This window comes from Paenibacillus lacisediminis (assembly GCF_046567315.2).
The window spans coordinates 96,425-118,001 of the sequence record NZ_JBKIAX020000008.1 but is presented as its reverse complement, the minus strand read 5'-3'; the positions used below and the strand labels follow the sequence as shown (position 1 = coordinate 118,001).

Below are 21,577 nucleotides of genomic sequence, written 5' to 3'. Positions count from 1 at the left end.
ATTGAAAGGGGGTGCGATCATGGAAAAAACAATCGTACATAAGCTTGTTGACGAAGTGATGAGCGAAGTGCTCTCGACCAACCGAGAAGCCTTGGAAAGCGAAGGTATTTCTAAGGATAGCGTGGAATTGGCCGTCCGGTTGTCGGCGATGACGACCGTGAAAATCCTCGAAAAGCTCGAACTGATCGAAAAAGGTTAACGAGTTTTTTGCCGCTGATCCGGGCGACTCAATCCAAGTGAATGAACTGTTCCGAAGACGAAAAAACCCGAACGTTGTGCAATAGACATCGTTCGGGTTTTTGGCTCAATTTACTTTAATCCCTAAACCATATTCATCCGACAAGGTTATATAAGGTCCGTCGCAGGTGAAGCCTCCCTGGATTTTTTCGTTTTCTTTAAAATACATAAAACTGTCTAAGTCTCCATAGATGAAGTTCGGTCTGGATGCCACCAAAGCCGCGCCAGCCGCAATCCCGATCCGGCTCTCCATCATACAGCCAAGCATACACTCTATTCCACTTGCTTCCGCGATGGAGTTGATTTGCAACGCTCGATAAAGGCCGCCGCATTTCATCAATTTAATATTAATGAGATCCACCGCCTCTTTCTTCACCAGCTTGATTGCATCCTGCGGAGAAAAACAGCTTTCATCGGCCATGATTTTCAGAGGCGATTTCGAGCGGACATAGCGAAGCCCGTCGATGTCCCAATGAGGAAGCGGCTGTTCTACCGCCTCCACGCCGTATTCGGCATAGCGGTGAATGACGCGAAGCGCATCGCCGGCGGACCAGCCTTGATTGGCGTCCACTTTCAAATGGATGGCCCCGCCAACCGCTTCCCTGATCCGTCGAATCGCTTCAATATCGTCGTCCGGATTCAGGCCAGCCTTGACTTTGATATGGCGGAATCCTTGTTCCGCCAACTGGACAGCTTCCTTGGCCATGTCTTCCGGAGCGCCGATTCCGATCGTCCTGTCCGTCTCCATTTGCTTGGCCATTCCGCCGAGCAGGCGATACAACGGCAGCTTCGCATATTGGCCCATAATATCGTAAAGGGCAATATCGATGGCGGCCTTGGCAGCGGCATTATGAACCAATGTTTTGTCCATCAAATGGTGAATAGAATCAATGCTGAACGGGTCCAGTCCGACTAATGCCTGTTTCAAAAGGAGAACCGCGCTTACAATCATGTCGACCGATTCGCCGGTCACAAACGTGGCGCCGCTTCCTTCTCCGTATCCGAGAAGACCTTCATCCGTTTCAATCTTGACGATGACGGTTTCGCTATAATCAATGGTGCCCAGGGCAATGACGACCGGCTGCCGCAATTCCAGCTTCAGTTTTTTCGCCGTAATCTCCTTGATTTTCATCGAATTATATGCTCTCCTCCCTGTTCATTTATTTTGCCAATGGGGATGCATGTTTCCGAGCACGGCAAAAACCTTGGCCTCTTTTTTACCGGGGTTATACACCAGATGGGGCACATTTTTCTTCATATAAAGGCTGTCCCCTTCTTCCAGGCGATAGGTCCGTTTATCCGTCCGGTATTCGATGCACCCTTCGAGAACATAGCAAAATTCCACGAAATCATGAGTCACCATTTCATCATAGTCCGTCTTACCCGCTTCAATCTTCACCAGCATGAACGACATATCCGGCTTCTCGCCATTTTTCAACCGGACCGGCGACAGCAGCCGATATTTGGCATGCGCCTGCGGAAAGGTCAGCTCTGCCGCCTGTTCCCCTGCCGTGATAAAAACATCCGCCGGCACTTCATATTCCAATAGAAACAACAGCTCGACATTCAGTGTCCTGGCGATTTTTCTAAGGACGGACAGGGAAGGCTCCGCCAAATTGCGTTCGATTTGCGAAATATAAGCGGGCGTGACGCCGGCCAAATCGGCCAAAGCCGTGGAAGACAAGCCTTGCGCTCGCCGTAAATCCCGGATTTTTTCACCCTTTAGCTTAAATGAAACTTCCTTGCTGCTGATGGCGCTAACCCCCTATCGTGGATTTGACAATCCATAGAATGGTCGCCGGATCCTCGCCCGGATTAAAAAGATAATGTCCGGTTTTCCTGGGAATAAAAATGCTCCCCCCCGTTTCGATCCGTACGCTGTCATTTCCGTATCGATACTCAAGCTGTCCCTCCAGGATATAGATGCCTTCATCCGTATCCGTGGATAAATCCTCGGTGGAAATCCGTTCATGGGGAGGAACCTCCAAACTTAGCACCTCGATTTCCGGAGGCTGGGCGCTTCTCCAGGCCATCGGCGTCAAAACCTCGCACTCCCCGGGAAGGTTCAGGAATTTGATCGTTGCCCGCTCGTTTTTGCGAAGCACGATTACCTCTTCTTCGGGCTCTTCGGCAAACAACAGGGTGGCCGGGATGTCCAGCTTCTCGGAAAGCTCCCTCAGCACCGGAAAAGAGGGTTCCTGCCGGTTGTTTTCCAGGTTGGACAAATACCCCGTGGTGACTCCAATCCGCTTCGCCAGTTCCGCTAAGGTGAGATTTTTCTGTTTTCTTGCTTCTCGCAGTATATCTCCTAACATAAAGTGAGTCCTTTTTGTTTATTTTCGTGTGAACAGGATCGGTTCCACTGTAAGTTCGAACGGGATGCTTAGCGAGGTGATCCGTCCGTCTACGCCCGTAGCGAATGAAACGGGATGCGGGCCGCCGAGCAGCTCAAACGTGAAAATATCGTAATGAAGGTGTTTCACATCCATGGAGTTGTTATGGAATTGCATATGCAGTGCGTCATCCTTCTCCGTGATGCATATATCGCCGTAGCCGGGGTTCGTATATACTCCCGCGTATTCTTCCAAGTCGTGGCTGTAAGGTTTGCCTTCGATTTTCGTATCGTAAAGCGCATGAAGCTGTCCCTTCATTGCGGCCAACAAGGTATTCATGCCGTCCTGATATGCCGAGAACCAGTCCTTTTCGCCCGCGTGTCCAAGATACCGGTCATATATTTCCATGGATAACGCCGTCGTAAACAAATTACTGTTCGCATTGGTGAGGACAGCGCAGCCGATATTGTCATCCGGCATAAAGGAAATTAAGGCGGAGCCCCCGTTTACATTTCCTCCGTGATCCACCACTTTGCGCCCCCGGAACAAATCGACCGTCCACCCTAACGCATAACCAATCGTGACGCGCTCCGGAAATTCGAAAGGCAGGATCTGGTACGGGATGTTCGGTTTATGAAGTTCTTTGAACAGAGCCGCATCGATTAACGGCTGCTCTCCCGCTTTGCCGCCGTTCAGGTTAAAAGCCACCCATTTGGCCAAATCATCGATCGTTGTATTGATGGAACCGGCCGGCCCCATAGCGTCGATGATTAGCGGCACATTTTCCTTGTTGACGCCATGTTCGTCCGGTGTATACAATCTGGCGTATTTGCTGCTCTGATCCGGATACGGAATACGGAAGCTGTATTCTTTGATGCCCAGAGGCGAGAAAATTCTCTCCTCTACGAATTTTTCCCAGGTCATGCCGCTGATTTTTTCGATCAAGTATCCAACGGCCGCATACATCTGATTTTGGTACTGAAAGCCGCTTCTGAATGGGATATTGTTCTTCAAATGACGGATACGGTTGACCGCCAAGTCTTGACGGTTTAAATCATCCCAATTGAACCACATGAGTTCATGTCTCGGAACTCCGGTTCTGTGACACAGCAGATCCCGCGTAGTGGCCTGTATGGAGGCTAATGGATCGGATAGTTTGAATTCCGGCAAATACGTCCGGATTGGCGCATCCAGTTTCAGCTTCCCTTCATGGGCCAGAATGGCGGCTGCTGTCGCCGTAAACGACTTGCTGGAAGAGCCGATCGGCAACAAGTGTTCCTTGGTCATCGGAATGTTCTCATCCAGGTTTGCGTACCCGAACGCCTCGGAATAAATAACCTCCCCATCCTTGATAATGGCTACCTGAGCACCGGGAACGTTCAAGTCGGACATCGCCTTTTCGATGGTCTCATGAAGACCGTTCAAGATTTGATCACTCATGTGATCCCTCCTATCAATTAAGTAAATTCGGTGGGTTACCGCAGTTAACGCCTCATTTTCGAAACCCCTCAAGTCGTGCTTAGAAGTTATGACTATTATTTTAATTGAATAAATTTAATTGTAAATATAAATGTGGGGTTTTTTATTTTTATATTTAATAAATTTACTTTTGCAGGCCGCGGAACGGGCGGGTAGTACCGGGGAACAGGCGGGCGGGCGTAACGAGGAACAGGTGAGCGGGCGTACCGGGGCGGCATCCAGGGGGACTAGGTGCGTAAGCGTAGAAGATCGCAAGCGCGATTCTAACGGTTGTGAGCGACGCTATTTGGGCTAAAACGGGGGTTTGCAAAATGTAACGGTTGCCAGCGAGCTTATTCCCCATTTTTCGGCGGTAAAAGGGCTGTTTTCGTCCAAATAAGCGCATATACAACCCTTAGAAAAAAAACCTCCCGATTTTCGGCCGAATAAGCGCGATGACAACCGTTAGCGTAGAAAATATTTCGGATTGTCCAAATATACGTTATATATTCTGTCCATGCTCGAAATCCTTCACCATGGCACGCAAGTACTCAAGCCCAGATTCTTTTCCATATAGACGTCCATGTTTACGGTCTTCCAGGCTGTGCTGTACTTGCTGGATTAAATCAGAATCTGCTTCCAAGAATGAAATATCCAGTTGATGTTGATCCGCTTGCTTCCGCGATGGAATTGATTTGTAACGCTCAATGAAAGCCACCGGATTTCATCAAATATATTTTTTTCTTAACAAAATGTGACCTATTGCCGTCCATAAGTGTGTTATTGGTAAAAGGAGGACAGTGCTACCATGCAGCGATCCATGACCCGGCCGGGAAATCATGTGATAAAGAGCTATGAAACTTACGCCAACATGCTGTTCCGGATTGCCATGGTTTATCTGGGCAGCCGTGAGGATGCGGAGGAAGCCACTCAAGATGCCTTCATCAAACTAATGGAAAAAGCACCCAAGTTCAAGGATGCCGAGCATCAAAAGGCCTGGTTGATCCGGGTGATCACCAATCATTGCAAAACGCTGCTTCGCAGAGGCTGGCGCAAGCGGGAGGTTAAGCTGGAAGGCGCCGAGCCGGTTACGGCCGACGCTGCCGAAGATTCGGCGCTGCTCCATCTCGTAATGGCGTTGCCCGTGAAGTATAAAGCGGTTATTCATTTGTACTATTACGAGGATTACCGAGTCCAGGAGATCAGCAAAATTTTGCGGATCAGCGAGTCCGCGGTGAAAATGAGGCTCCAGCGGGGACGACAGCTGTTAAAACTCAAGCTGGAAGGAGAAGAACAGCCATGAATGAAGAACAATTCCGGATGAAATATAAGAAAGCGGTGGATACGATGACAACGAATGAAACGATGAAAAAACGCATGGAAGACAAGCTGCAGGAGCTGCAGCAAGAACGAAAACGTCCGCGCAAGACGATCTATATCGCCGCCAGCATCGTGCTCGTTGCCGGCATCGGGCTAGCCGCGCCCAGCGTATGGCAGCAGGCGAACGGGCCGGCATCGCCAGTCGGCGATACCGCTCGGGTGAATCCAAACACGCCTCCCCCAAGCTCATCCGATAGTGTTGTCATTCCCAAGATGGAGTTGCCGAATCTGAACTCCGGTGTTAAAGCGAACATGATCCCCCTGGTCGTCTATCAAAATAATGTTTATACCCAGGCGGCGACCCGCATCGACGCCGACGACGCGACTGCGCTGCGCGGCGATAAGCTCGGCCGGACGACGGGCGGCATCGATGAATGGAGCGGCAAGGATAAGTACATCGAGTTGGCCTCCAACATTGGCGAAACGGACATCTACGCCGTGAAGGGGTATGATACGGATTTCCGCATTATGTCTTACACCGAGATCAACGGCCAAATATATGCCGAGCTGTTCGAGCATACCAACGGCATCACCGTAAGCAGCGGAGCTGATCTGCTCGGCAAGTTGAATCTGGAGAACCGGATCGCCTCGGCCGAATGGGAGAGCTTCGACAGTTGGAACAACGGCCTGCAGCAGTATACGCCGCTGGCAAACGACGAAACGCTAGGCAGCTTCCTAGCGGCCCTTCAGGACGCCAAACCGCTGGCAGCAGAACCGCTGATAAATCAGGGCATCTACGATGACGTGAACCGCAAATCCCTCTACCTGACGCTGAAGGACCATACCCGCGTGGAACTGACGTTATTTGGCCGGGGACTGGTACGTTACGGCAATGCGGCGGTCTTTTTCGAGGTCGAATCCGGTGCGTTCCAAGCGTTGTGGGAGCATATGACACCATAACAAGGCCGGCAATAAAGCAGCGGCTTGTTTCTTCGGAAGCAAGCCGCTGTCTTTATCTGCTCCATATCATTGTGGACCATCGTCATAGCTTTAAATTCAACTTATATCGTTTTCTCCAATTACCGGGTGATGCTCCAAACTTAACGGCTCTGCAAACTTCACATTGTGAAAGCACCGATTGTTCTGCGCTGCGTGCTTAGTACGGTCTTCAGATTTTGATACGTCAAGTTCAACGAATTTACCGTTCGAATCTTGCAAAGTGATCTTTAAGCTGTAGGCGCCAACGTTTAGAGTCAATACCGTGCTCGGTTCAACATCAACTTTTACGATTTCGAATGGGGATATGTCGATCATGGCCTGCAGAGCGATATGCTTAAAGACGTAGCGGTATGCCCGGTTAACTGCATCTTTCTTATAGCTTGCCTCTATAACGCCTTTGCCTGCCTTCACCAAGTAATTCAGCGACTGCAATTCACCAGGAATTCTAGGCGCGATCGTCAAGGTATGATGAATCAAATCAGGACGCATGCCTAAGAAATACTGATACCATACGCGAAGATGCTCGGCATTCGACCAGGCCTGCAAATAGGCACCTGTCAGCGTGGCCCAGCTCTGGCCTTCATGCGGGTAGGCGTTCATATTTTCACACAATCCCCCGACTACCCCGAGATTCAAAGCCTGCCAGTTCATGTTCTTGAACAGCTTGTACGCCGTCTCTTCCTGTCCAAGTTCAATCATGCGCTGCATGGCTATGCCGTTCAACCAGAGCCACACGGCACCATTATGGTAAGCCGCGTCTTTATGGTAATGAGGCGTCAAATGAAAAGGATGGAATAACGGATGATGCCGTTCCAGAGAAGAAACGCCCCATGGGTAGACGAGTTCCTCCCAAGCCGTGCGGGTTGCCTGGCACTTGAACTCATGGTCTTCAAACAGTTCGAAGGCGAACAATTGGTTCGGCCTTAATGAGAATTCCGCCTGATCGTGCGCGTCTAAACGATCCGCCAAAAATGGATGCGCCTGATCCCGGAAATCGATGCCGAAATGATGCTGCAATTTCTCGGCGATGCCATTCCATTTGACGGCATTCTCCGTGTCGTTCATATATTCGGCAAAATAAACGCCTGCACGCAATTGATTGTACCAGAGCGCTTGAATGTCATTAGCGCGGGTGTCACGCGGTGAATACGAGTTCAAGTCGGCATCCCTCGCATCCATCCAAGTTTCATTAGCGGCATGCATCAGATAGCCCTTTTCATCCACCCAATATTTAATGGAGCCCTCGATGCTATTACATACGGCAGGGTATAGTTCCTTGATAACATCCGTATCCCCGGAGTATTTCACATAATCCTGCAATTGGATAATAAATCGCGGTGTACCATCCGTCGTATGGTAATCGATATTTTGAGGAGCCAGGATGTTTGGCACTCTACCGAAAAAGACCGAATTCTCATCCGTATTCTGGAACTCGGCAAAAGACAGCAATATATTTCTGGCCGTCTCGAACTGTCCGGTAACGAGACAGGCCCCGGTCAGAGATATAAACTGGTCTCTTCCCCAATATTCATTGAACCAGGGCAGACCGGCATATATGCCGTCGCCCTGCTGTCTGGTGACCAACTGATCCATCGTCATATGAATCCAGTCCAGCGCCAGAGCGAGGTCCTTATCATCGCTCTCCAGATGAACATTGTTTTGCAGAAAATCCTCCATCCGTTTCATGCGTACAGTTTTCCATTGGAGGCTATCGTCTCTGGTGCCATGAATCAAGGCTACCGCTTCATCCGCCGTCTTCCCCGCCGCGATATAGAATCCGCCGGCATTTGCCCCGGTAGTTAAAATGTCCTGCTTAAGTTGAACGGCTTGCCCGTCCTTGGAGCTTACGGCAATGATCCAATCCCCCTCCATCGACTGGAAGAAGACATTTGTCTCTTGCTGGCTCAGCAGCTTAAGCTTCTCCCCCGTGAAATGAATTCCGATCGTACGCTCGGCTCCGGCAACTTGAACCTCCAGTATGTTCTTGTAGTCGAACATCCACAGTTCTTCCTTGAGGCCTCCTTCGTGAATCCGTTCCATTTTGTAAGGATAAACCCAAACCTCGGACTTTTGGTTGTCCAGTGCTTTATGGTCCGCAGTCAGAGCATAGCCGCCAAAAATCCGGTTCTTGGCGATGTTCATCCCCGCAAAGAAAGAGTGCTCCGCATGATTCGTATCATGAGACTGCGTAAAATAATATGCCGCCTCTTTATTCGTAAAAGAAACAGCCCGATTCGCTTCTGCGGGTACGAATATTCTCATTGCATCCAGAATGTTGCTGTTCGGTTGATGACTGCTCATAATTAACCTCCTAAATTAGCCTTAATCGCTTAAATACAAGGCCGCCATGAAGTCTATTCTTTAACAGAACCCACTACAATCCCTGAAACGAAATATTTCTGCATGAACGGATAAATCATGAGCAGCGGTAAAGTAGAAACTACGATTTTGGCTGCGTTCAAGGTCCGGTCGGAGATCTTCGCAAGCTCCATTAGTTTCTCCGGATCGGTAATGTTCTGAACCTCTACGCTCAGCTGCTGAATATAGGTCTGCAGCGGATAGTTTGAAGTTTTGTTGATATAGACCAGTGCGCCGAAATAATCGTTCCAATGGCCAACAATCGTAAACAGCATGACCGTCGCCAACGTAGGCAACACAACGGGAAGAAAAATGCGCATCAGGATTCTCCATTGCGAAGCCCCGTCAATCGTGGCCGCTTCTTCAAGCGACTTCGGCACCCCGCGAAATGCGTTCATTAGCAGGATGACGTTGCCGATCGGAACGGCCCCTGGTAAAATCAAGGACCAAATGGAATCGAGCAAATGAAGCTGTTTGACCACCATAAATGTAGGGATCAGACCGCCAGAGAACAGCATGGCGAAAATAACGATGTTCATGTACACCTTCTGGCCGCCAAACTGCCTCGGGCTCTTCGATAACGGGTAAGCGGTAAAAATCATTAGCGTCATATTGACGAGCAGACCTAAGGCTACCCGTTCGACCGAGATCATGAACGAACGCCAAAACTGGGAATCCGATAGCAATTTCTCATAGGAGCTTAACGTCGGATTGACCGGAAAAATACTGACCAGATTCGCGGAAGCTGCCGCGTTATCACTGAAAGATATAGCTACCAGGTTAAGCAAAGGAACTAGACAAGATAAGGTAAACGCCAGCAATAATATCCAAATAATAATATCTGCAATGCGGCTTTTTACGATTTGAGCGGTAATGGGAGCCACCCCCTTCTTCTAGAAAATGCGATAATCAGTAAGTTTTTGAGCTAGCTTATTCGCGGAAAGAATCAAGATAATACCGACTACCGACCGTAAAAGGCCTACTGCCGTTCCCAAGCTATATTGTCTTTCTACGAGACCTACCCGGTACACGTAGGTATCAATAATATCCGCAGTCTCATAAACCAGCGGATTGTACAGGTTAAAGATCTGGTCGAACCCGGCATTCAGTACATTAGGCAGGTTCAGGGTCGTAACGAGAATAATCGTAGGCATCATGCCCGGAAGCGTAATATGCCACAGCTGCTTCCAGCGATTTGCTCCGTCAATGGAGGCGGCCTCATACTGGCCCGGATCAATCGACGTCAATGAGGCCAGGTAGATGATCGATCCATATCCGAATCCCTTCCATACATCCGTTAGCACCAGCATCGGTCTGAACCAGTCGTTGCTGGCCATGAACAGGATCGGGTCAATGCCGAACCAGCCGAGGAACGTATTGATCGGGCCCTCATAAGAGAAAATATTCATCACTACGGTAGCCAGAATCGCCCAGGACAGAAAGTTCGGCAAATAGACAACCGTTTGCATAAAACGTTTGGCAAAACGTACGCGCATTTCATTCAGCAAGAGAGCAAAAATGATGGATACCAACGTTCCCGCAACAATTTTCCACACAGCAATGATAATGGTATTGGCAAAGATCAGTTTGCTGTCGGGAATTTGCAGCATAAACTTGAAGTTATCCAGGCCTACCCAGGCTGAGCCGCTGATCCCTTTGGCAGGAATATAATTCTGAAATGCCATTACAATCCCAAACATCGGAATAAACGAGAATATAATCAGAAAGATCATGCCAGGCAGCATCATGAAGTGGAAAGCTGCTTGATCTTTTTTATTCTTCATTAAGGATCATCTCTTTCAACTTCAATTGGAAGCGAGCGCTTCATTAACTTCCTTCGTAATGATATCGCCACCGGTCTTCTTCCAGCTGTCGACAAAATTATCGAAGGCATCGGGAGTCTGATCGCCGGTAATAATTCTCAAATACATTTCAAGTTCCATTTTGGATAAGGTCGGCCATTTCAACGACATGGAAGGCGTCGTTCCAAAGAACACCGGATTGACCTCCTTGATATTCGCCTCTTTCACCATGCTCGCTGTACTAATGCTGGATGCATAACCTGCCCATGCTACCGAATCCGGAGCTTCGCCTTTCTTCACGCTGTCAAGATATCTCTTGTAAGAATTATACGCGTTGATGTCATTGTTGCTGATCAATTTGCTGGCATCGCCTGTTTCCAGGGCTTCCTTCATAATGTCAACGTTGCGGTAGAAAGCGTCATAGTAGTCGATATTAACCATAATCGGAGATCCACCTACGTTAAGATTGCTATAATCCTCGAACTCTTTCAGAGTCGCTTCGTCTTTCTNTCGCCTTTCTTCACGCTGTCAAGATATCTCTTGTAAGAATTATACGCGTTGATGTCATTGTTGCTGATCAATTTGCTGGCATCGCCTGTTTCCAGGGCTTCCTTCATAATGTCAACGTTGCGGTAGAAAGCGTCATAGTAGTCGATATTAACCATAATCGGAGATCCACCTACGTTAAGATTGCTATAATCCTCGAACTCTTTCAGAGTCGCTTCGTCTTTCTCTTGATAGCGCTGATAATCAAATTGGAGACTGACCATTTTTACGGCTGCCTCAGGATGTTCGAAGCCTTTGCGTACAACCAGGTAGCTACTGGAAGGATTTCCGGTGAACATCGTAAGCGAACCATCCTCGGACTGCGGAGCTACATAAGATACCCACTCTGCATCCGGATTAAGCTTAAGCGTATCCGCTACTGTCCAGCTTCCCCACCAGTTATCCAGGAAGGAACCGCTCTTGCCGCCAGTAAGCAGCGCTTTGCGGTCATCCCCTGTACGAACCGCGAGCTGACGGTCGATCAGGCCTTTCTTGTACATGTCGGCGATTTTAGTAAGCGCAGGCTTCATTTCGGGCTGGATCGAACCATATACCGCATTTCCGCTGCCGTCGTCAATCCACTGTTTCGGGTACGCTCCGTATAAAGAGAAGATGTTGTTCAACGAATATTGGCCGCCGGAAATACCGGCAACGTTCTCATTGTCAACGACGAGGCCAACCGTTTTTCCCGGTCCGTTACCGCCCGGATCTTTCTCAATGAACTGCGTAATGATGTTCTCCACATCTTCCAACGTCTTAGGCTCTTTGAGTCCTAATTTGTCCATCCAATCTTTCCGCAGCCAGAGGATCCCCGGACCGTGAGAAATTTCCGTAGTTGGAATCGCCATCAATTTACCGTCGAATTTGGCATTCTCCAGTACACGTCCGCCGTAGGAATCATAGATCTCTTTAATCCGGTCGCTTGCCGTATTGTTATATGCTTCTGTAAGATCAGCGATCAAATCGTTCTCATACAACTGCTGTAATGTTGAATAATCAGGAACGACCATAATATCCGGAATTTCGCCGCTGACGATCGCCATCGATACTTTCTGGTTGTAGTCTGTTCCGTCATTGGCTTCGAACTTTGCAGTGTTCTGTACGTTAAGCTTCTCCTTGAAGTATCTTGTCCAGACATTGTCCGTAGCGTTGTCCTTCTCATAAGGAGTTCCATTCAGCATCGAATAGTTCGATGCCGTTTGACCTACTGTATAAGTTACGGTCTCGGGGTATTTCCCAAAAGGAGTAGTCATCGCTTCTTCCCAAGCAGGAGCATTCGCAGTAGCTGCTGCAGAGCTGTTATTTCCCTTGTCGGAATTTTGGCAACCGGCGAGGGACGCTGCTAATAGCGCTGCCAACACAAGTGAACTTGCACGCTTTGTTTTTGATAACATCGATAGACCTCCCTGTTTTTATCTTATTAAATTAAATAGTGTTTAACTCACACGATTTTAAAACGGTTTCAAAGCGCCGGCTTGCTTAAAAACTGAATTCCATAAGTACAAATCTATTCTATGATTGACATGAATGAACGTAAACGAAAAAAAATTACGTTTTATATCAAAAAATACTCGCATTCTCCAAGTCAAATTGCCCGTTCGATAACCGGTAAAGTAAAATCATGCTGTAAAGCAAAATCATGCTGTACATGAAGCAGGAGGATATGATGTTAACGATTCTGGTGGTAGACGATCATAAAGAAGAACGCGAAGGGATCGCCTTCCTTATTAAAGAGTTGGGTCTCCCTCTTCAACTGGAGACGGCAGACAATGGCCCTAAAGCACTCGATTACTTGAGGCGGCAATCTGTCGACATCTTGTTTACCGATGTAAGGATGCCGCAGATGGACGGTCTGCAGCTAGCGAGACAGGCTCTGGAGCTTCACCCCGGGCTCAAGGTCATTCTGTTCAGCGGCTTCGCTGAGTTCGAATATGCCAAGACGGCTTTAGCTTTGGGAGTCTCCGATTATCTGCTCAAGCCGATCAATGTCGAAGCTTTCCAAACGACGATCAAAAAAGTGATAGACGAATTGACTGACCGGCAGCAGCAGGACGAAGCCTCGCAGATGAAACAGGCTTATGTAAAGAAACATATTCTCTTTACCTTGGTTAACGGCATCGGGGAACCGCCGTCCATGCAAGGATTGTGGCATGACTTCCCTACCTACTATGAAGGAATGCTCCTGCTGGAATTCGAGAAAGATTTCTTTGAGAACGCTGATCCGGAATTCGAGGAATTTTTGCTCTCCCTGCTCGATACCCCAGCCGACTATTTAAACATGAACGGCTGCCAGAGTCTGCTGCTGTTCCCTGAGCAAAGCGGAATTCATTCAAGTATTTCCTATCAAAAGCTGGCAATGCGTATTCATGATCGTATTTTGATGAAATATAGAGCAACCTGTTACATTGGCATTAAAAAAGGATTAACCGCCATACAGGACCTGTCCGAGATTCTGCCGGAATTGGAGCAATTGATGGAATACCGCTTCTTCCTGCCGGATACCTTCGTGTTTGACACGAAGAATGAACTTCTGTTCTCCGAGCAGCTATTTCCCGACCTGTCCGACACCCAGATTATTGAACAAATCCGCAGCAATATAAAGGACAGAAATATTTTCAGCTTGAAAGCCAACATGGAGTTGCTCTATCAGAAATACTTAAGACAGGTTCAGTTTTCGCAATTGTATGTCAAGCATACCTTTTCTACGGTATATCAAAGTATGATGTCATCCATAAAAGCATCGGAGCGGGAGATCCATCTGGGGATTGATAGAATATATAAAGCTGACGATTTGAGAGATATCAAGAGCATTGTTTGGGAAGGAGTCGTCCACCTTGAACACAACTTCGGGAATGCGGAGCCTGCCCAGAATAAGGACATCATGTCTATAAGACAGTATATTGAGGATCATTTCGCCGAGGATCTGAGTCTGGAGCTTCTTGCCTCGAGAGTATATTTGTCCCCCCATTATTTAAGCTCGATGTTCAAGAAAACGACCGGCTGCGGGATCAACAAGTACATTAAAAATGTACGCATGCAGAAGGCAAAGGAACTGCTGACAAGCACCCACTTGAAGATATCCGATGTATGTAGTGCTGTCGGTTACCGCAACATCTCTTACTTCTGTCAGAATTTCCGGGATTTCTATGGCCATACCCCTGAGAAATTCAGACAGTATAACCAAGGTGACCTTGAATCCATGGAGGACTAACATGCAAAACTGGCGATCCCTCAAGAAGTATATCCATGACTTGAACTTTCAGACGAAAATCAAACTCGCCTTTTTGCTAATCAGCATGATTCCGGTCATCGTACTGGGGAGCTTCTGTTTCTCGGAGACAAGATCGCTGCTCATCAATCAGTCGAAATCCGATTTGAACGCCGCCCTGAATCAAAGCGCTTTAACCCTTAACAGTCAACTGGAAGCATACAATAAAATCGTAAACTTTCTGAGATTCAATCAGGAAATCGTAAATGCCGCCAACCATACGTATACCAGTACTTTTGAAATGTACGACACTTTCGTCAACGTGATCGATCAGAATTTCTATACCGCACGCAATTTGAACACAAGCATCGAACAGCTCACGCTATATACGGGAAGCAATCTCCATCAGCATGGGCAAACGGTACACCCTATTGATGAAATCAAGAATACTGACTGGTATCCGCCGGTCATGAACTCCACCAATGTATTGTGGTTTTCTGACAACGATAAAATTTTTAGCGTCACCCGGATTCTTAATACGAAAGAGAGAAATCCGAAAGATAATATTTTGTATACATGCATCAACTATGAGAGTCTTATGCAGCCTTTTGAAACGTTGGAGGCTCCGGGAGCGAAGCTCCTTATATTGGATGGTGACGGACAAGCTGTCTATTCCTCGGAACAAGAGTACCCTGCTTCTCTTTTCACGGAACCGTCCGTAGAGGAATTGGATTGGAATGGAGAGAAATATACCGTACTGCATTCAAGCATTTCTACCTCTGGGTGGACGGTATTCCTGTACAAACCTACAGGTCTGATTACCAATTCAGCCTGGCGGATCGTCTCGACCGTTCTGCTCATGATTATAGCCTGCATAGCTGCTGTAGCTGTAGCTGGCTCCCTGTTCTCACGCAAATTTATATCCAGGATTCAGCATCTGCGAAATAATATGAAGACGGTTGAGGAAGGATCGTTGGAAGTGACTGTATATAGTGACTCCAAGGATGAGATCGGGGATCTGATCCGGGGCTTCGGAAACATGGTCGTCAAAACGGAGGACCTGATCAATAAAGTGTACCGAGAAGAAATAGCGCGTAAGGAATACGAAATGAAAGCTCTGCAGGCCCAGATCAATCCTCATTTCCTCTACAACTCGCTCTCGCTGATCAATTGGCGTGCGCTGCGGATCCACGCAACCGATATTAGCGAAATGGCCCAGCTCTTATCCACGTTTTATCGCACGACGCTCAATAAGGGCGACAATATGATACTGGTAGCGAATGAGATTTTAAATGTGCAGTCGTATATGAAGATCCAATTGATTATGCACAGCAACAGCTTCGATGTAGAGTATCAAATAGACGAAGCCATTCTCGCCTATCATATGCCTAACCTGATGCTTCAGCCGCTTGTGGAGAATGCGATAATTCACGGAATCGAGAACAGGAGCAAAGGCGGAGAGATTAAACTATCGGGCAGATTAGAGGATGGTTGTATCGTTTTTCAGGTAGAAGACAATGGAATCGGTATAGAACCGGATCGCCTTGCTCAATTGCTTGAATCCAAACCTACAGGCTATGGACTTAAAAATGTGCATGATCGTACAAAAGTGATGTACGGCCCGGAATACGGATTATCGATACAAAGTGAAGTGAATCAGGGGACCAGGGTTACGCTAAAATTCCCGGTAAACAAACACTGATAAAAGAAGACGGATCGCAGGATACGATGGAGTGGCATCGCTCTCCGGAAATCCGTCTTTTGGAGAATTCCAGATGCCGGCGAAATCGCTAATACGAAGGCGCTCACTTGAGATTTTACTGATATTCCGCAGTTTCGTCCATCAAGGTAATGACAAGTTGTACTCCGTCCTTCATGCCTTGCATGTACAAAAGTTCATTCTCTAAAGCCCGCCTGAAGTGATGCTTATCCTCCCAATCCATATACTCCGGCAGCTTCTTTTTATCCTCGTCGGGAAACATCGCCTCAAAAGCCGAATGTTCTTCGGCACGAAGTTTACGCATCTCAGGATCACGTGCGATCCGTGCCGACACGTCATCCAGCCTTTGCTGAATTGCGCTTTGCAACCATGATGGAAATTGCATTGATTCTTCCCCTCCTCTTAAAATAACCTTAGCTCTATTATGGAGGAGTTTATAAGTACGGATATAGGCTTGTCTGGAGTTATCCTGTTCGCCTTTACATCGCCCAATCAAAGTGCTATGATACAAACATGACGTTAACGTTATATTCTATTGTGAAAGGAGTGATCGATCTTGGACCGTATGCGTATCGGCGAGTTGACAGAACGTGCCGGGGTAACCCAGCGCACGGTCCGTTATTACGAGAGCATCGGACTGCTTCCTTCAGGCGAGCGCGAGGGCAACGGTCATCACTATTACACGGAAGAAACGGTCGCCCGTCTGCGGAAGATCGATCAGTTGAAGAAACTGGGCTTAAGCCTTGAGGAAATTCGGGACATAATCGAGCTCTACTTCACGGACCCTAGCGGAGTGCAGCCGAAGCGGAAGGTTCTTGGCCTGCTGCGCCAGCATCTGGCCGACACGGACGAGAAGCTCGAAGCACTGGGGCAGTTCCGCGCCGATCTGCAGTCCCATATCGAACGCTTCGAGCGGTGGCTCGAGACCAATGATCGAGCCTAAATTTTTTTGCCAAAAACATGACGTTAACGTCATGTTTATTATAAAATTTTAAAGGAGGAATTATATCAATGAGAGAAAACATTGGATTTATTGGACTCGGCCTGCTCGGGCTGCCCGTCGCAGCCAATCTGCTCCAAGCGGGGTATGCGTTGACCGTATACAACCGCACCGCGGACAAAGCGGAGCCGCTCGTTGCCCAGGGCGCGGTACAGGCGGCCCGTCCCGCCGACGCCGTGACGGCCGGGGGCATCGTCGTCACCTTGGTGTGGGACGATGAAGCATTGGAAAGCGTCGTCAGAAGCGATAACTTCCTGGAGCGGCTCGGGCCGGGCGGCATTCACGTGTCGATGAGCACAGTGTCGCCGGATACGGGCAGGAAGCTGGCGGACTTGCACGCGCGGCACGGCTCCGTCTATGTCGAGGCACCCGTCTTCGGGCGGCCCGAGGCGGCCACTGCCAAGCAGCTGTGGATTCCCGTAGCGGGTCCGCAGGAAGCGAAGGAGCGGGTGCGGCCGGTGCTGGAGGCGATGGGAGCCAGAGGGATCTTCGACTTCGGCGAAGAAGCCGGTACGGCCGTGCTCGTCAAGCTGATCGGCAACTTCCTCATCGTCTCCGCCGCACGCTCGCTGGAGGAAGCACTAGGAATGGCCGAGCGCGGCGGGGTCGATCCCAAAGCGGCGGTCGACATGCTTACGAGCACGCTGTTCACCGCCCCAATCTATCAAACCTATGGCCAAATGATCGCCGAGAAGACGGCAACCATCTCCCAAAGCAAAATTCCGCAGAAGGATGTCGGCCTCTTCCTGGCGGCAGCGCAAAACGCGCAATTCCCCGCCCCGCTTGCCAGTCTGCTGCTCGATATGCTGGAAGGCAGAGATCGGAGCAGACAATAGACTGAGCCGATTCGCAAAATAAGAAGGGGCTGTCCCAAGGTCTCGAATGTGACCTGAGGGGCAACCCCGTTTTTTTCGTTGTACATTCGCTATAGTCTAAACAAGCTTGTTGTTTTATACAAGGTTACATTTTAGGAGGATCGATCTCAATCTTCAACCCTTCCCCCTTCAAACCGGGCAACACAAAAGGAACTCGCATCTTTTCGATTCCCGTTTTGTCATTTACTAAGGTTTGAGCCTCCAACATGGCTAAAGCCAAAGGATTCTTAGCTAGTTAACGCACGCAGGCCATTTCTGTTTTGTGCAGACTGCTAAGTTAGGAGCTAGCTCATTAGCTCATCCTAGATCAGAGCGTATAGCTATCTAGGCTGATAGACTGTTACCATCTATCACAGGTTGGCGCATAATGTTGATGGCTCCAACTCTGTCGCGATGTGCGCGATACCCGCAGGAACACTGGTACGTTCGGTCCGTAGCCTTGTTTCGATCCCCACAGTAGGGACAGGTTTGGGAGGTGTATGCAGGATTCACTTCGATGACTTTAATCCCGCCCAATGCCGCTTTGTATGTGATAAACTTCTGCAGTTGATGGAACGTCCAGTTATGCAAGTTTTTTGCGTTTTTACGACTTGTTCTTGTCGCTTGGCGAATGTTCGTTAGCTTTTCCATCTTGATGACCGATACTTGTTCTAGGGTCGCCATGTTCACAATCTTACGGCTGATTTTGTGGTTCTGGTCTTTGATATAGCGATGTTCTTTATTTTCTTGCTTACGGATTGCAGACAACTTCTTTAACTTGCCCATCTTTCTTCTTCGCTCTTTGTATTTGCGGCGGATGTACTTGTTTTGTCTACCGTTACCCACAAACTTCGTCTTGCCCGTGGAGGTGACAACAACGGCTGGGATTTTTAAGCCCAAGTCAATTCCCATCATGGCATCGCCAGTGGTTTGCTCTACCTTTCTTTCAACAGAAATTTGAACGTACCACTTCCCCGACTTCTCCACCAATTTTAATAGGCCAAGCTTGCCGCTGGATATCAAACGTTGTTCGCGCTCCGTTACACGAGCTGTAATTTTGAGTCGCTGTACCTTTCCGTTCAACATCACAGGAAAGGTAACGCTATGGTCCCCAAGAGAGTAGTTCTGGTTATTGACGTAGTAGGCTCTGCGCTTTAGCACCGGACGTTTTCCTTGCTTTTTCGTCTTTTTATGTATGCCTTGTGTATCTCGAATGGCTTGGTTCTTTACTGCGGATGGAAGGTTGGCATCGACATCCTTGGAGGTGAGCTTCGGAAATGTACCCGATGCTTCCGCTTGTTCGGTGAGGAGATTGACCGTTTTGATGTATTCGTCCCCCATCTCCTTCAGCAGGGAAACCTCGTTTGGAAATATTCGAATTTGAACGGTTACGGTTTGCATAGCTTCACCCCCTTGTCTTTTGTTCTTCAACATAACGTTTGATGGTTTCGCTCGAAACATTCCCTGCCGTGCTGACGAAATAGGAACGTGTCCAAAGGCTGGGCAGATGGTTCAAGTGCTTAAATTCTTGACGCAAAAATCGCGAGGTTGCACCTTTCAATTTGGCCATAATGTCCGCTGGAGAATTCGTTGGCAGCACGTTTAAGAATAGATGCACATGATCGGGCATAACTTCCATCGCAACAATAAGCCAATCGTTTTCTTGGCACAACTCTTGCATAAGCTCTTTAAATCGCGCCTCTACTTGACTCACAAGTACCATTCTTCGATACCGCGGGCAAAACACAAAATGGTAGTTGATGAGTGATACGGTTGTTTTCGTTCTTCTATATTCTTGTCCCATACACTAATTGTATCAGTTTAAATATAAAACTGCAGCAACATGAAAGAATGTAGGACAATTAAGCTGTCTAAAGACAGACCTTGTCCTAAGCCGATTCATCCCATGCCTAAAGGTACGGGCTTTCTCGGCTAAGATCTGTAATTTGGGGTTCCCTAGTACTTGACGCTTCTTGGATGATAGCCACAGAATCGCCTTGTTCATCGTTATTTTCATTAGAGCTTCTTCCATCATTTCAGTTATCTACCATTAGTTTACATGGTATAATTTGGTTTGTACAACATATCAGCTAACAGGGCGGCAGCCAAAACTCCCGGAAGGGAGGTGAGGCTATGACAGTATATGAAGCATTATCCTTGATGCTCGCATTCGGCATGTTTGTGATTGCCGTGCTGTCTTTCCATAAAAGGAAATGAGCCGCCCTGTGGTTAGGATGACGGCTCATTTCCAATGACCTAAATCTGGCTGCCCGCTCTTTTAGCGGTGGTTGTACAGGGGATCGGAGGCAACCGATCCTTTTTCTATTTTATGTTATCACATTGAAAATATTCAGGCAATGCATTTACTTTACAGACCCGTTCCGGCTAACACGTCATAGAAAAAGGAGAAATAAGGAAATTTGTTTGCCAGAAGCCAGTATCTCTGGTAATTCGGGTATGTTATGAAATGCAAAATGCCAGATGTTAGTGATTTAAAGATTTTTTCAATTCATTCTTGTAAATTTCAAAATTCATTTCATCGAAACAGACAAACACAACTTTCTTAATTGTGTTGTTGTTATTCGCCAAATACTTCGAAACTTCATCCACGGCTGCCACACATGCCTGGTGTTTCGGATACTTGTATATGCCTGTGCTTATATTGGGGATGGCAACACTTGTTACATTGTTGGAGTCAGCCAATATGAATATACTTTTATAACAATTCCTTAGCTTCTCTTCTTCTTGATTGATTCCACCATTCCAAACGGGACCAACTGTATGAATGACAAACCGGCACTTCAAATTTCCTCCGGTTGTAATCACGGCCTCCCCGACTGGGCAACCGCCTCTTTGATTCCGGATTTTTATACATTCCTCCAGGATCGCCTTTCCGCCGGCTTTATGGATAGCGCCATCTACGCCCCCTCCCCCCAGCAGGCTTGTGTTTGCCGCATTTACGATAGCGTCCACTTCACATTTCGTTATATCGCCTCGAATCAATTCAATGACAGTGTTATTTATCGTTGCAGTATAATTCATGACGTCTCCTTTACGAACTCCATTAGGTGTAGCTTTTCACTTCATTCCTGAGCCAATCGACGTCGTATCCCATCTGATCAAGGATATCCAATCCATCGGGAAATTCCATGCAATTTCCTCCGGTCCATCCATGATCCAAAGCGTATTGAGTAAGTTCTGAAATCCATTTAGGCCGATGTAAATTAACATTTTCTGTATGGTTTCTCTCTCTATTTTTTAATGCCACTCCCGTTAAAAGCGGGCTGCCTGCTATGGGATTATCCCAAGTACAAAACTTAGAAATCATGCTCTTCTGCTGAGAATACTTCTGGTTGATTACATATATATACTCTTTTTCACACACCCTGATTTCCCTGGTCTTTTTCTTCACTCCACAAGCTCCTTCAACGCCCTGAATCTACCCCAAATAAACACTGCCCGTAGTATCTGAAATATTAGATTCTATGTAGCTCAAAAATTCTTCCATACTATTGCAATCAAACCAGCCGCTCTTTTCATTGATCTCATATAAGGTCTCAAGACCATGATAATTCAATAGCATTTCCCATCCGTCTTTGTAAATTACCGCCTCCATGATCTGACAGTAATCAAATAAAGTTTCAACTATTTCTTTATGGATTAAATCCGCAAATCTGTAGCTCGTTCCTTCCGGCAAGTGATAAGTGCGATACGCCAGTTTTTTCTTTTCATATTGTTGCAA

Annotated in this window: 23 protein-coding genes; 8 read left to right on the top strand and 15 right to left on the bottom strand. The window is 47.7% G+C overall.

Annotation, left to right across the window (positions count from 1 at the left end):
* The first annotated feature begins 19 nt into the window (after positions 1-19).
* Positions 20-199, top strand: a complete 180-nt coding sequence (locus ACLD72_RS17085) for a hypothetical protein (RefSeq protein ID WP_410998785.1) — start codon at positions 20-22, stop codon at positions 197-199.
* 105 nt (positions 200-304) lie between these two features.
* Here ACLD72_RS17085 and ACLD72_RS17080 read toward each other — a convergent pair whose 3' ends face one another.
* The 4 genes from ACLD72_RS17080 to ACLD72_RS17065 are packed head-to-tail and all read right to left on the bottom strand — an operon-like array spanning position 305 to position 4,010.
* On the bottom strand, positions 305-1,369 hold the full coding sequence (locus tag ACLD72_RS17080) for a mandelate racemase/muconate lactonizing enzyme family protein (protein WP_410998787.1): 1,065 nt from the start codon (positions 1,367-1,369) through the stop codon (positions 305-307).
* A gap of 24 nt (positions 1,370-1,393) precedes the next feature.
* Positions 1,394-1,948: a helix-turn-helix domain-containing protein gene (locus tag ACLD72_RS17075; protein ID WP_458476086.1), complete on the bottom strand. Its 555-nt coding sequence runs from the start codon at positions 1,946-1,948 to the stop codon at positions 1,394-1,396.
* A gap of 46 nt (positions 1,949-1,994) precedes the next feature.
* Entirely contained in the window at positions 1,995-2,552 is a 558-nt protein-coding gene (locus ACLD72_RS17070; RefSeq protein WP_410998789.1) for a helix-turn-helix domain-containing protein, read from the bottom strand.
* A gap of 18 nt (positions 2,553-2,570) precedes the next feature.
* Positions 2,571-4,010: a serine hydrolase gene (locus ACLD72_RS17065; RefSeq protein ID WP_410998791.1), complete on the bottom strand. Its 1,440-nt coding sequence runs from the start codon at positions 4,008-4,010 to the stop codon at positions 2,571-2,573.
* Between the two features lie 826 nt (positions 4,011-4,836).
* On the opposite strand from ACLD72_RS17065, the gene ACLD72_RS17060 reads away from it, so the two are divergent.
* Positions 4,837-5,331: an RNA polymerase sigma factor gene (locus tag ACLD72_RS17060; protein ID WP_410998794.1), complete on the top strand. Its 495-nt coding sequence runs from the start codon at positions 4,837-4,839 to the stop codon at positions 5,329-5,331.
* Positions 5,328-6,308 carry a hypothetical protein gene (locus tag ACLD72_RS17055; RefSeq protein ID WP_410998796.1) on the top strand — a complete coding sequence of 327 codons (981 nt, stop codon included), beginning with the start codon at positions 5,328-5,330 and terminating at the stop codon, positions 6,306-6,308. The genes ACLD72_RS17060 and ACLD72_RS17055 overlap by 4 nt, the downstream gene beginning before the upstream one ends.
* 96 nt (positions 6,309-6,404) lie before the next feature.
* Here the strand turns inward: ACLD72_RS17055 and ACLD72_RS17050 are convergent, their stop codons facing one another.
* Genes ACLD72_RS17050 through ACLD72_RS17030 form a run of 5 tightly spaced genes read right to left on the bottom strand, consistent with a single transcriptional unit; the run spans position 6,405 to position 12,234 of the window.
* Positions 6,405-8,648 (bottom strand): amylo-alpha-1,6-glucosidase, encoded by a 2,244-nt coding sequence (locus tag ACLD72_RS17050; RefSeq protein WP_410998797.1) that lies wholly within the window; start codon positions 8,646-8,648, stop codon positions 6,405-6,407.
* A gap of 53 nt (positions 8,649-8,701) precedes the next feature.
* Positions 8,702-9,580: a carbohydrate ABC transporter permease gene (locus ACLD72_RS17045; protein ID WP_410998849.1), complete on the bottom strand. Its 879-nt coding sequence runs from the start codon at positions 9,578-9,580 to the stop codon at positions 8,702-8,704.
* 18 nt (positions 9,581-9,598) lie between these two features.
* On the bottom strand, positions 9,599-10,489 hold the full coding sequence (locus tag ACLD72_RS17040) for an ABC transporter permease (protein ID WP_410998799.1): 891 nt from the start codon (positions 10,487-10,489) through the stop codon (positions 9,599-9,601).
* Between the two features lie 21 nt (positions 10,490-10,510).
* Positions 10,511-10,948, bottom strand: coding sequence for a hypothetical protein (locus tag ACLD72_RS17035; RefSeq protein WP_458476055.1), 438 nt, complete (start codon positions 10,946-10,948; stop codon positions 10,511-10,513).
* A 47-nt stretch (positions 10,949-10,995) separates the two neighbouring features.
* Positions 10,996-12,234, bottom strand: coding sequence for an extracellular solute-binding protein (locus ACLD72_RS17030; RefSeq protein WP_458476085.1), 1,239 nt, complete (start codon positions 12,232-12,234; stop codon positions 10,996-10,998).
* Positions 12,235-12,719: 485 nt separating this feature from the next.
* On the opposite strand from ACLD72_RS17030, the gene ACLD72_RS17025 reads away from it, so the two are divergent.
* Positions 12,720-14,264 (top strand): response regulator transcription factor, encoded by a 1,545-nt coding sequence (locus tag ACLD72_RS17025; RefSeq protein WP_458476053.1) that lies wholly within the window; start codon positions 12,720-12,722, stop codon positions 14,262-14,264.
* Between the two features lies 1 nt (position 14,265).
* Positions 14,266-15,963, top strand: coding sequence for a sensor histidine kinase (locus tag ACLD72_RS17020; RefSeq protein ID WP_410998804.1), 1,698 nt, complete (start codon positions 14,266-14,268; stop codon positions 15,961-15,963).
* Positions 15,964-16,078: 115 nt separating this feature from the next.
* Here ACLD72_RS17020 and ACLD72_RS17015 read toward each other — a convergent pair whose 3' ends face one another.
* Entirely contained in the window at positions 16,079-16,366 is a 288-nt protein-coding gene (locus tag ACLD72_RS17015) for a hypothetical protein (RefSeq protein ID WP_410998805.1), read from the bottom strand.
* A gap of 180 nt (positions 16,367-16,546) precedes the next feature.
* Between ACLD72_RS17015 and ACLD72_RS17010 the strand changes: the two genes are divergently transcribed.
* On the top strand, positions 16,547-16,924 hold the full coding sequence (locus ACLD72_RS17010; RefSeq protein ID WP_410998851.1) for a MerR family transcriptional regulator: 378 nt from the start codon (positions 16,547-16,549) through the stop codon (positions 16,922-16,924).
* Between the two features lie 68 nt (positions 16,925-16,992).
* Positions 16,993-17,817, top strand: a complete 825-nt coding sequence (locus ACLD72_RS17005) for an NAD(P)-dependent oxidoreductase (protein WP_410998807.1) — start codon at positions 16,993-16,995, stop codon at positions 17,815-17,817.
* A gap of 363 nt (positions 17,818-18,180) precedes the next feature.
* Here ACLD72_RS17005 and ACLD72_RS17000 read toward each other — a convergent pair whose 3' ends face one another.
* On the bottom strand, positions 18,181-19,236 hold the full coding sequence (locus ACLD72_RS17000) for an RNA-guided endonuclease InsQ/TnpB family protein (protein ID WP_410998809.1): 1,056 nt from the start codon (positions 19,234-19,236) through the stop codon (positions 18,181-18,183).
* Between the two features lie 4 nt (positions 19,237-19,240).
* Positions 19,241-19,639, bottom strand: coding sequence for an IS200/IS605 family transposase (gene tnpA, locus ACLD72_RS16995; protein WP_410998811.1), 399 nt, complete (start codon positions 19,637-19,639; stop codon positions 19,241-19,243).
* Positions 19,640-19,968: 329 nt separating this feature from the next.
* Between tnpA and ACLD72_RS16990 the strand changes: the two genes are divergently transcribed.
* A complete protein-coding gene (locus tag ACLD72_RS16990) occupies positions 19,969-20,052 on the top strand; it encodes a putative holin-like toxin (protein ID WP_082207943.1) in 84 nt (27 codons plus the stop codon).
* Between the two features lie 267 nt (positions 20,053-20,319).
* Here ACLD72_RS16990 and ACLD72_RS16985 read toward each other — a convergent pair whose 3' ends face one another.
* The 3 genes from ACLD72_RS16985 to ACLD72_RS16975 are packed head-to-tail and all read right to left on the bottom strand — an operon-like array spanning position 20,320 to position 21,577.
* Positions 20,320-20,877, bottom strand: coding sequence for an O-acetyl-ADP-ribose deacetylase (locus tag ACLD72_RS16985; RefSeq protein ID WP_410998813.1), 558 nt, complete (start codon positions 20,875-20,877; stop codon positions 20,320-20,322).
* 22 nt (positions 20,878-20,899) lie between these two features.
* Complete coding sequence (locus ACLD72_RS16980) at positions 20,900-21,247, bottom strand: hypothetical protein (RefSeq protein WP_410998815.1); 348 nt, start codon at positions 21,245-21,247, stop codon at positions 20,900-20,902.
* A gap of 27 nt (positions 21,248-21,274) precedes the next feature.
* The gene (locus tag ACLD72_RS16975; RefSeq protein ID WP_410998817.1) at positions 21,275-21,577 is read right to left on the bottom strand and encodes a hypothetical protein; all 303 of its coding nucleotides are present in this window, start codon (positions 21,575-21,577) and stop codon (positions 21,275-21,277) included.

What these genes read in the sequence shown, in the direction of transcription:
- ACLD72_RS17085 (WP_410998785.1), top strand. Translation starts at nt 20, where the DNA reads ATGGAAAAAACAATCGTACATAAGCTTGTTGACGAAGTGATGAGCGAA.
- ACLD72_RS17080 (WP_410998787.1), bottom strand. Translation starts at nt 1,369, where the DNA reads ATGAAAATCAAGGAGATTACGGCGAAAAAACTGAAGCTGGAATTGCGG.
- ACLD72_RS17070 (WP_410998789.1), bottom strand. Translation starts at nt 2,552, where the DNA reads ATGTTAGGAGATATACTGCGAGAAGCAAGAAAACAGAAAAATCTCACC.
- ACLD72_RS17065 (WP_410998791.1), bottom strand. Translation starts at nt 4,010, where the DNA reads ATGAGTGATCAAATCTTGAACGGTCTTCATGAGACCATCGAAAAGGCG.
- ACLD72_RS17060 (WP_410998794.1), top strand. Translation starts at nt 4,837, where the DNA reads ATGCAGCGATCCATGACCCGGCCGGGAAATCATGTGATAAAGAGCTAT.
- ACLD72_RS17055 (WP_410998796.1), top strand. Translation starts at nt 5,328, where the DNA reads ATGAATGAAGAACAATTCCGGATGAAATATAAGAAAGCGGTGGATACG.
- ACLD72_RS17050 (WP_410998797.1), bottom strand. Translation starts at nt 8,648, where the DNA reads ATGAGCAGTCATCAACCGAACAGCAACATTCTGGATGCAATGAGAATA.
- ACLD72_RS17040 (WP_410998799.1), bottom strand. Translation starts at nt 10,489, where the DNA reads ATGAAGAATAAAAAAGATCAAGCAGCTTTCCACTTCATGATGCTGCCT.
- ACLD72_RS17035 (WP_458476055.1), bottom strand. Translation starts at nt 10,948, where the DNA reads ATGGTTAATATCGACTACTATGACGCTTTCTACCGCAACGTTGACATT.
- ACLD72_RS17025 (WP_458476053.1), top strand. Translation starts at nt 12,720, where the DNA reads ATGTTAACGATTCTGGTGGTAGACGATCATAAAGAAGAACGCGAAGGG.
- ACLD72_RS17020 (WP_410998804.1), top strand. Translation starts at nt 14,266, where the DNA reads ATGCAAAACTGGCGATCCCTCAAGAAGTATATCCATGACTTGAACTTT.
- ACLD72_RS17015 (WP_410998805.1), bottom strand. Translation starts at nt 16,366, where the DNA reads ATGCAATTTCCATCATGGTTGCAAAGCGCAATTCAGCAAAGGCTGGAT.
- ACLD72_RS17010 (WP_410998851.1), top strand. Translation starts at nt 16,547, where the DNA reads ATGCGTATCGGCGAGTTGACAGAACGTGCCGGGGTAACCCAGCGCACG.
- ACLD72_RS17005 (WP_410998807.1), top strand. Translation starts at nt 16,993, where the DNA reads ATGAGAGAAAACATTGGATTTATTGGACTCGGCCTGCTCGGGCTGCCC.
- ACLD72_RS17000 (WP_410998809.1), bottom strand. Translation starts at nt 19,236, where the DNA reads ATGCAAACCGTAACCGTTCAAATTCGAATATTTCCAAACGAGGTTTCC.
- tnpA (WP_410998811.1), bottom strand. Translation starts at nt 19,639, where the DNA reads ATGGGACAAGAATATAGAAGAACGAAAACAACCGTATCACTCATCAAC.
- ACLD72_RS16990 (WP_082207943.1), top strand. Translation starts at nt 19,969, where the DNA reads ATGACAGTATATGAAGCATTATCCTTGATGCTCGCATTCGGCATGTTT.
- ACLD72_RS16985 (WP_410998813.1), bottom strand. Translation starts at nt 20,877, where the DNA reads ATGAATTATACTGCAACGATAAATAACACTGTCATTGAATTGATTCGA.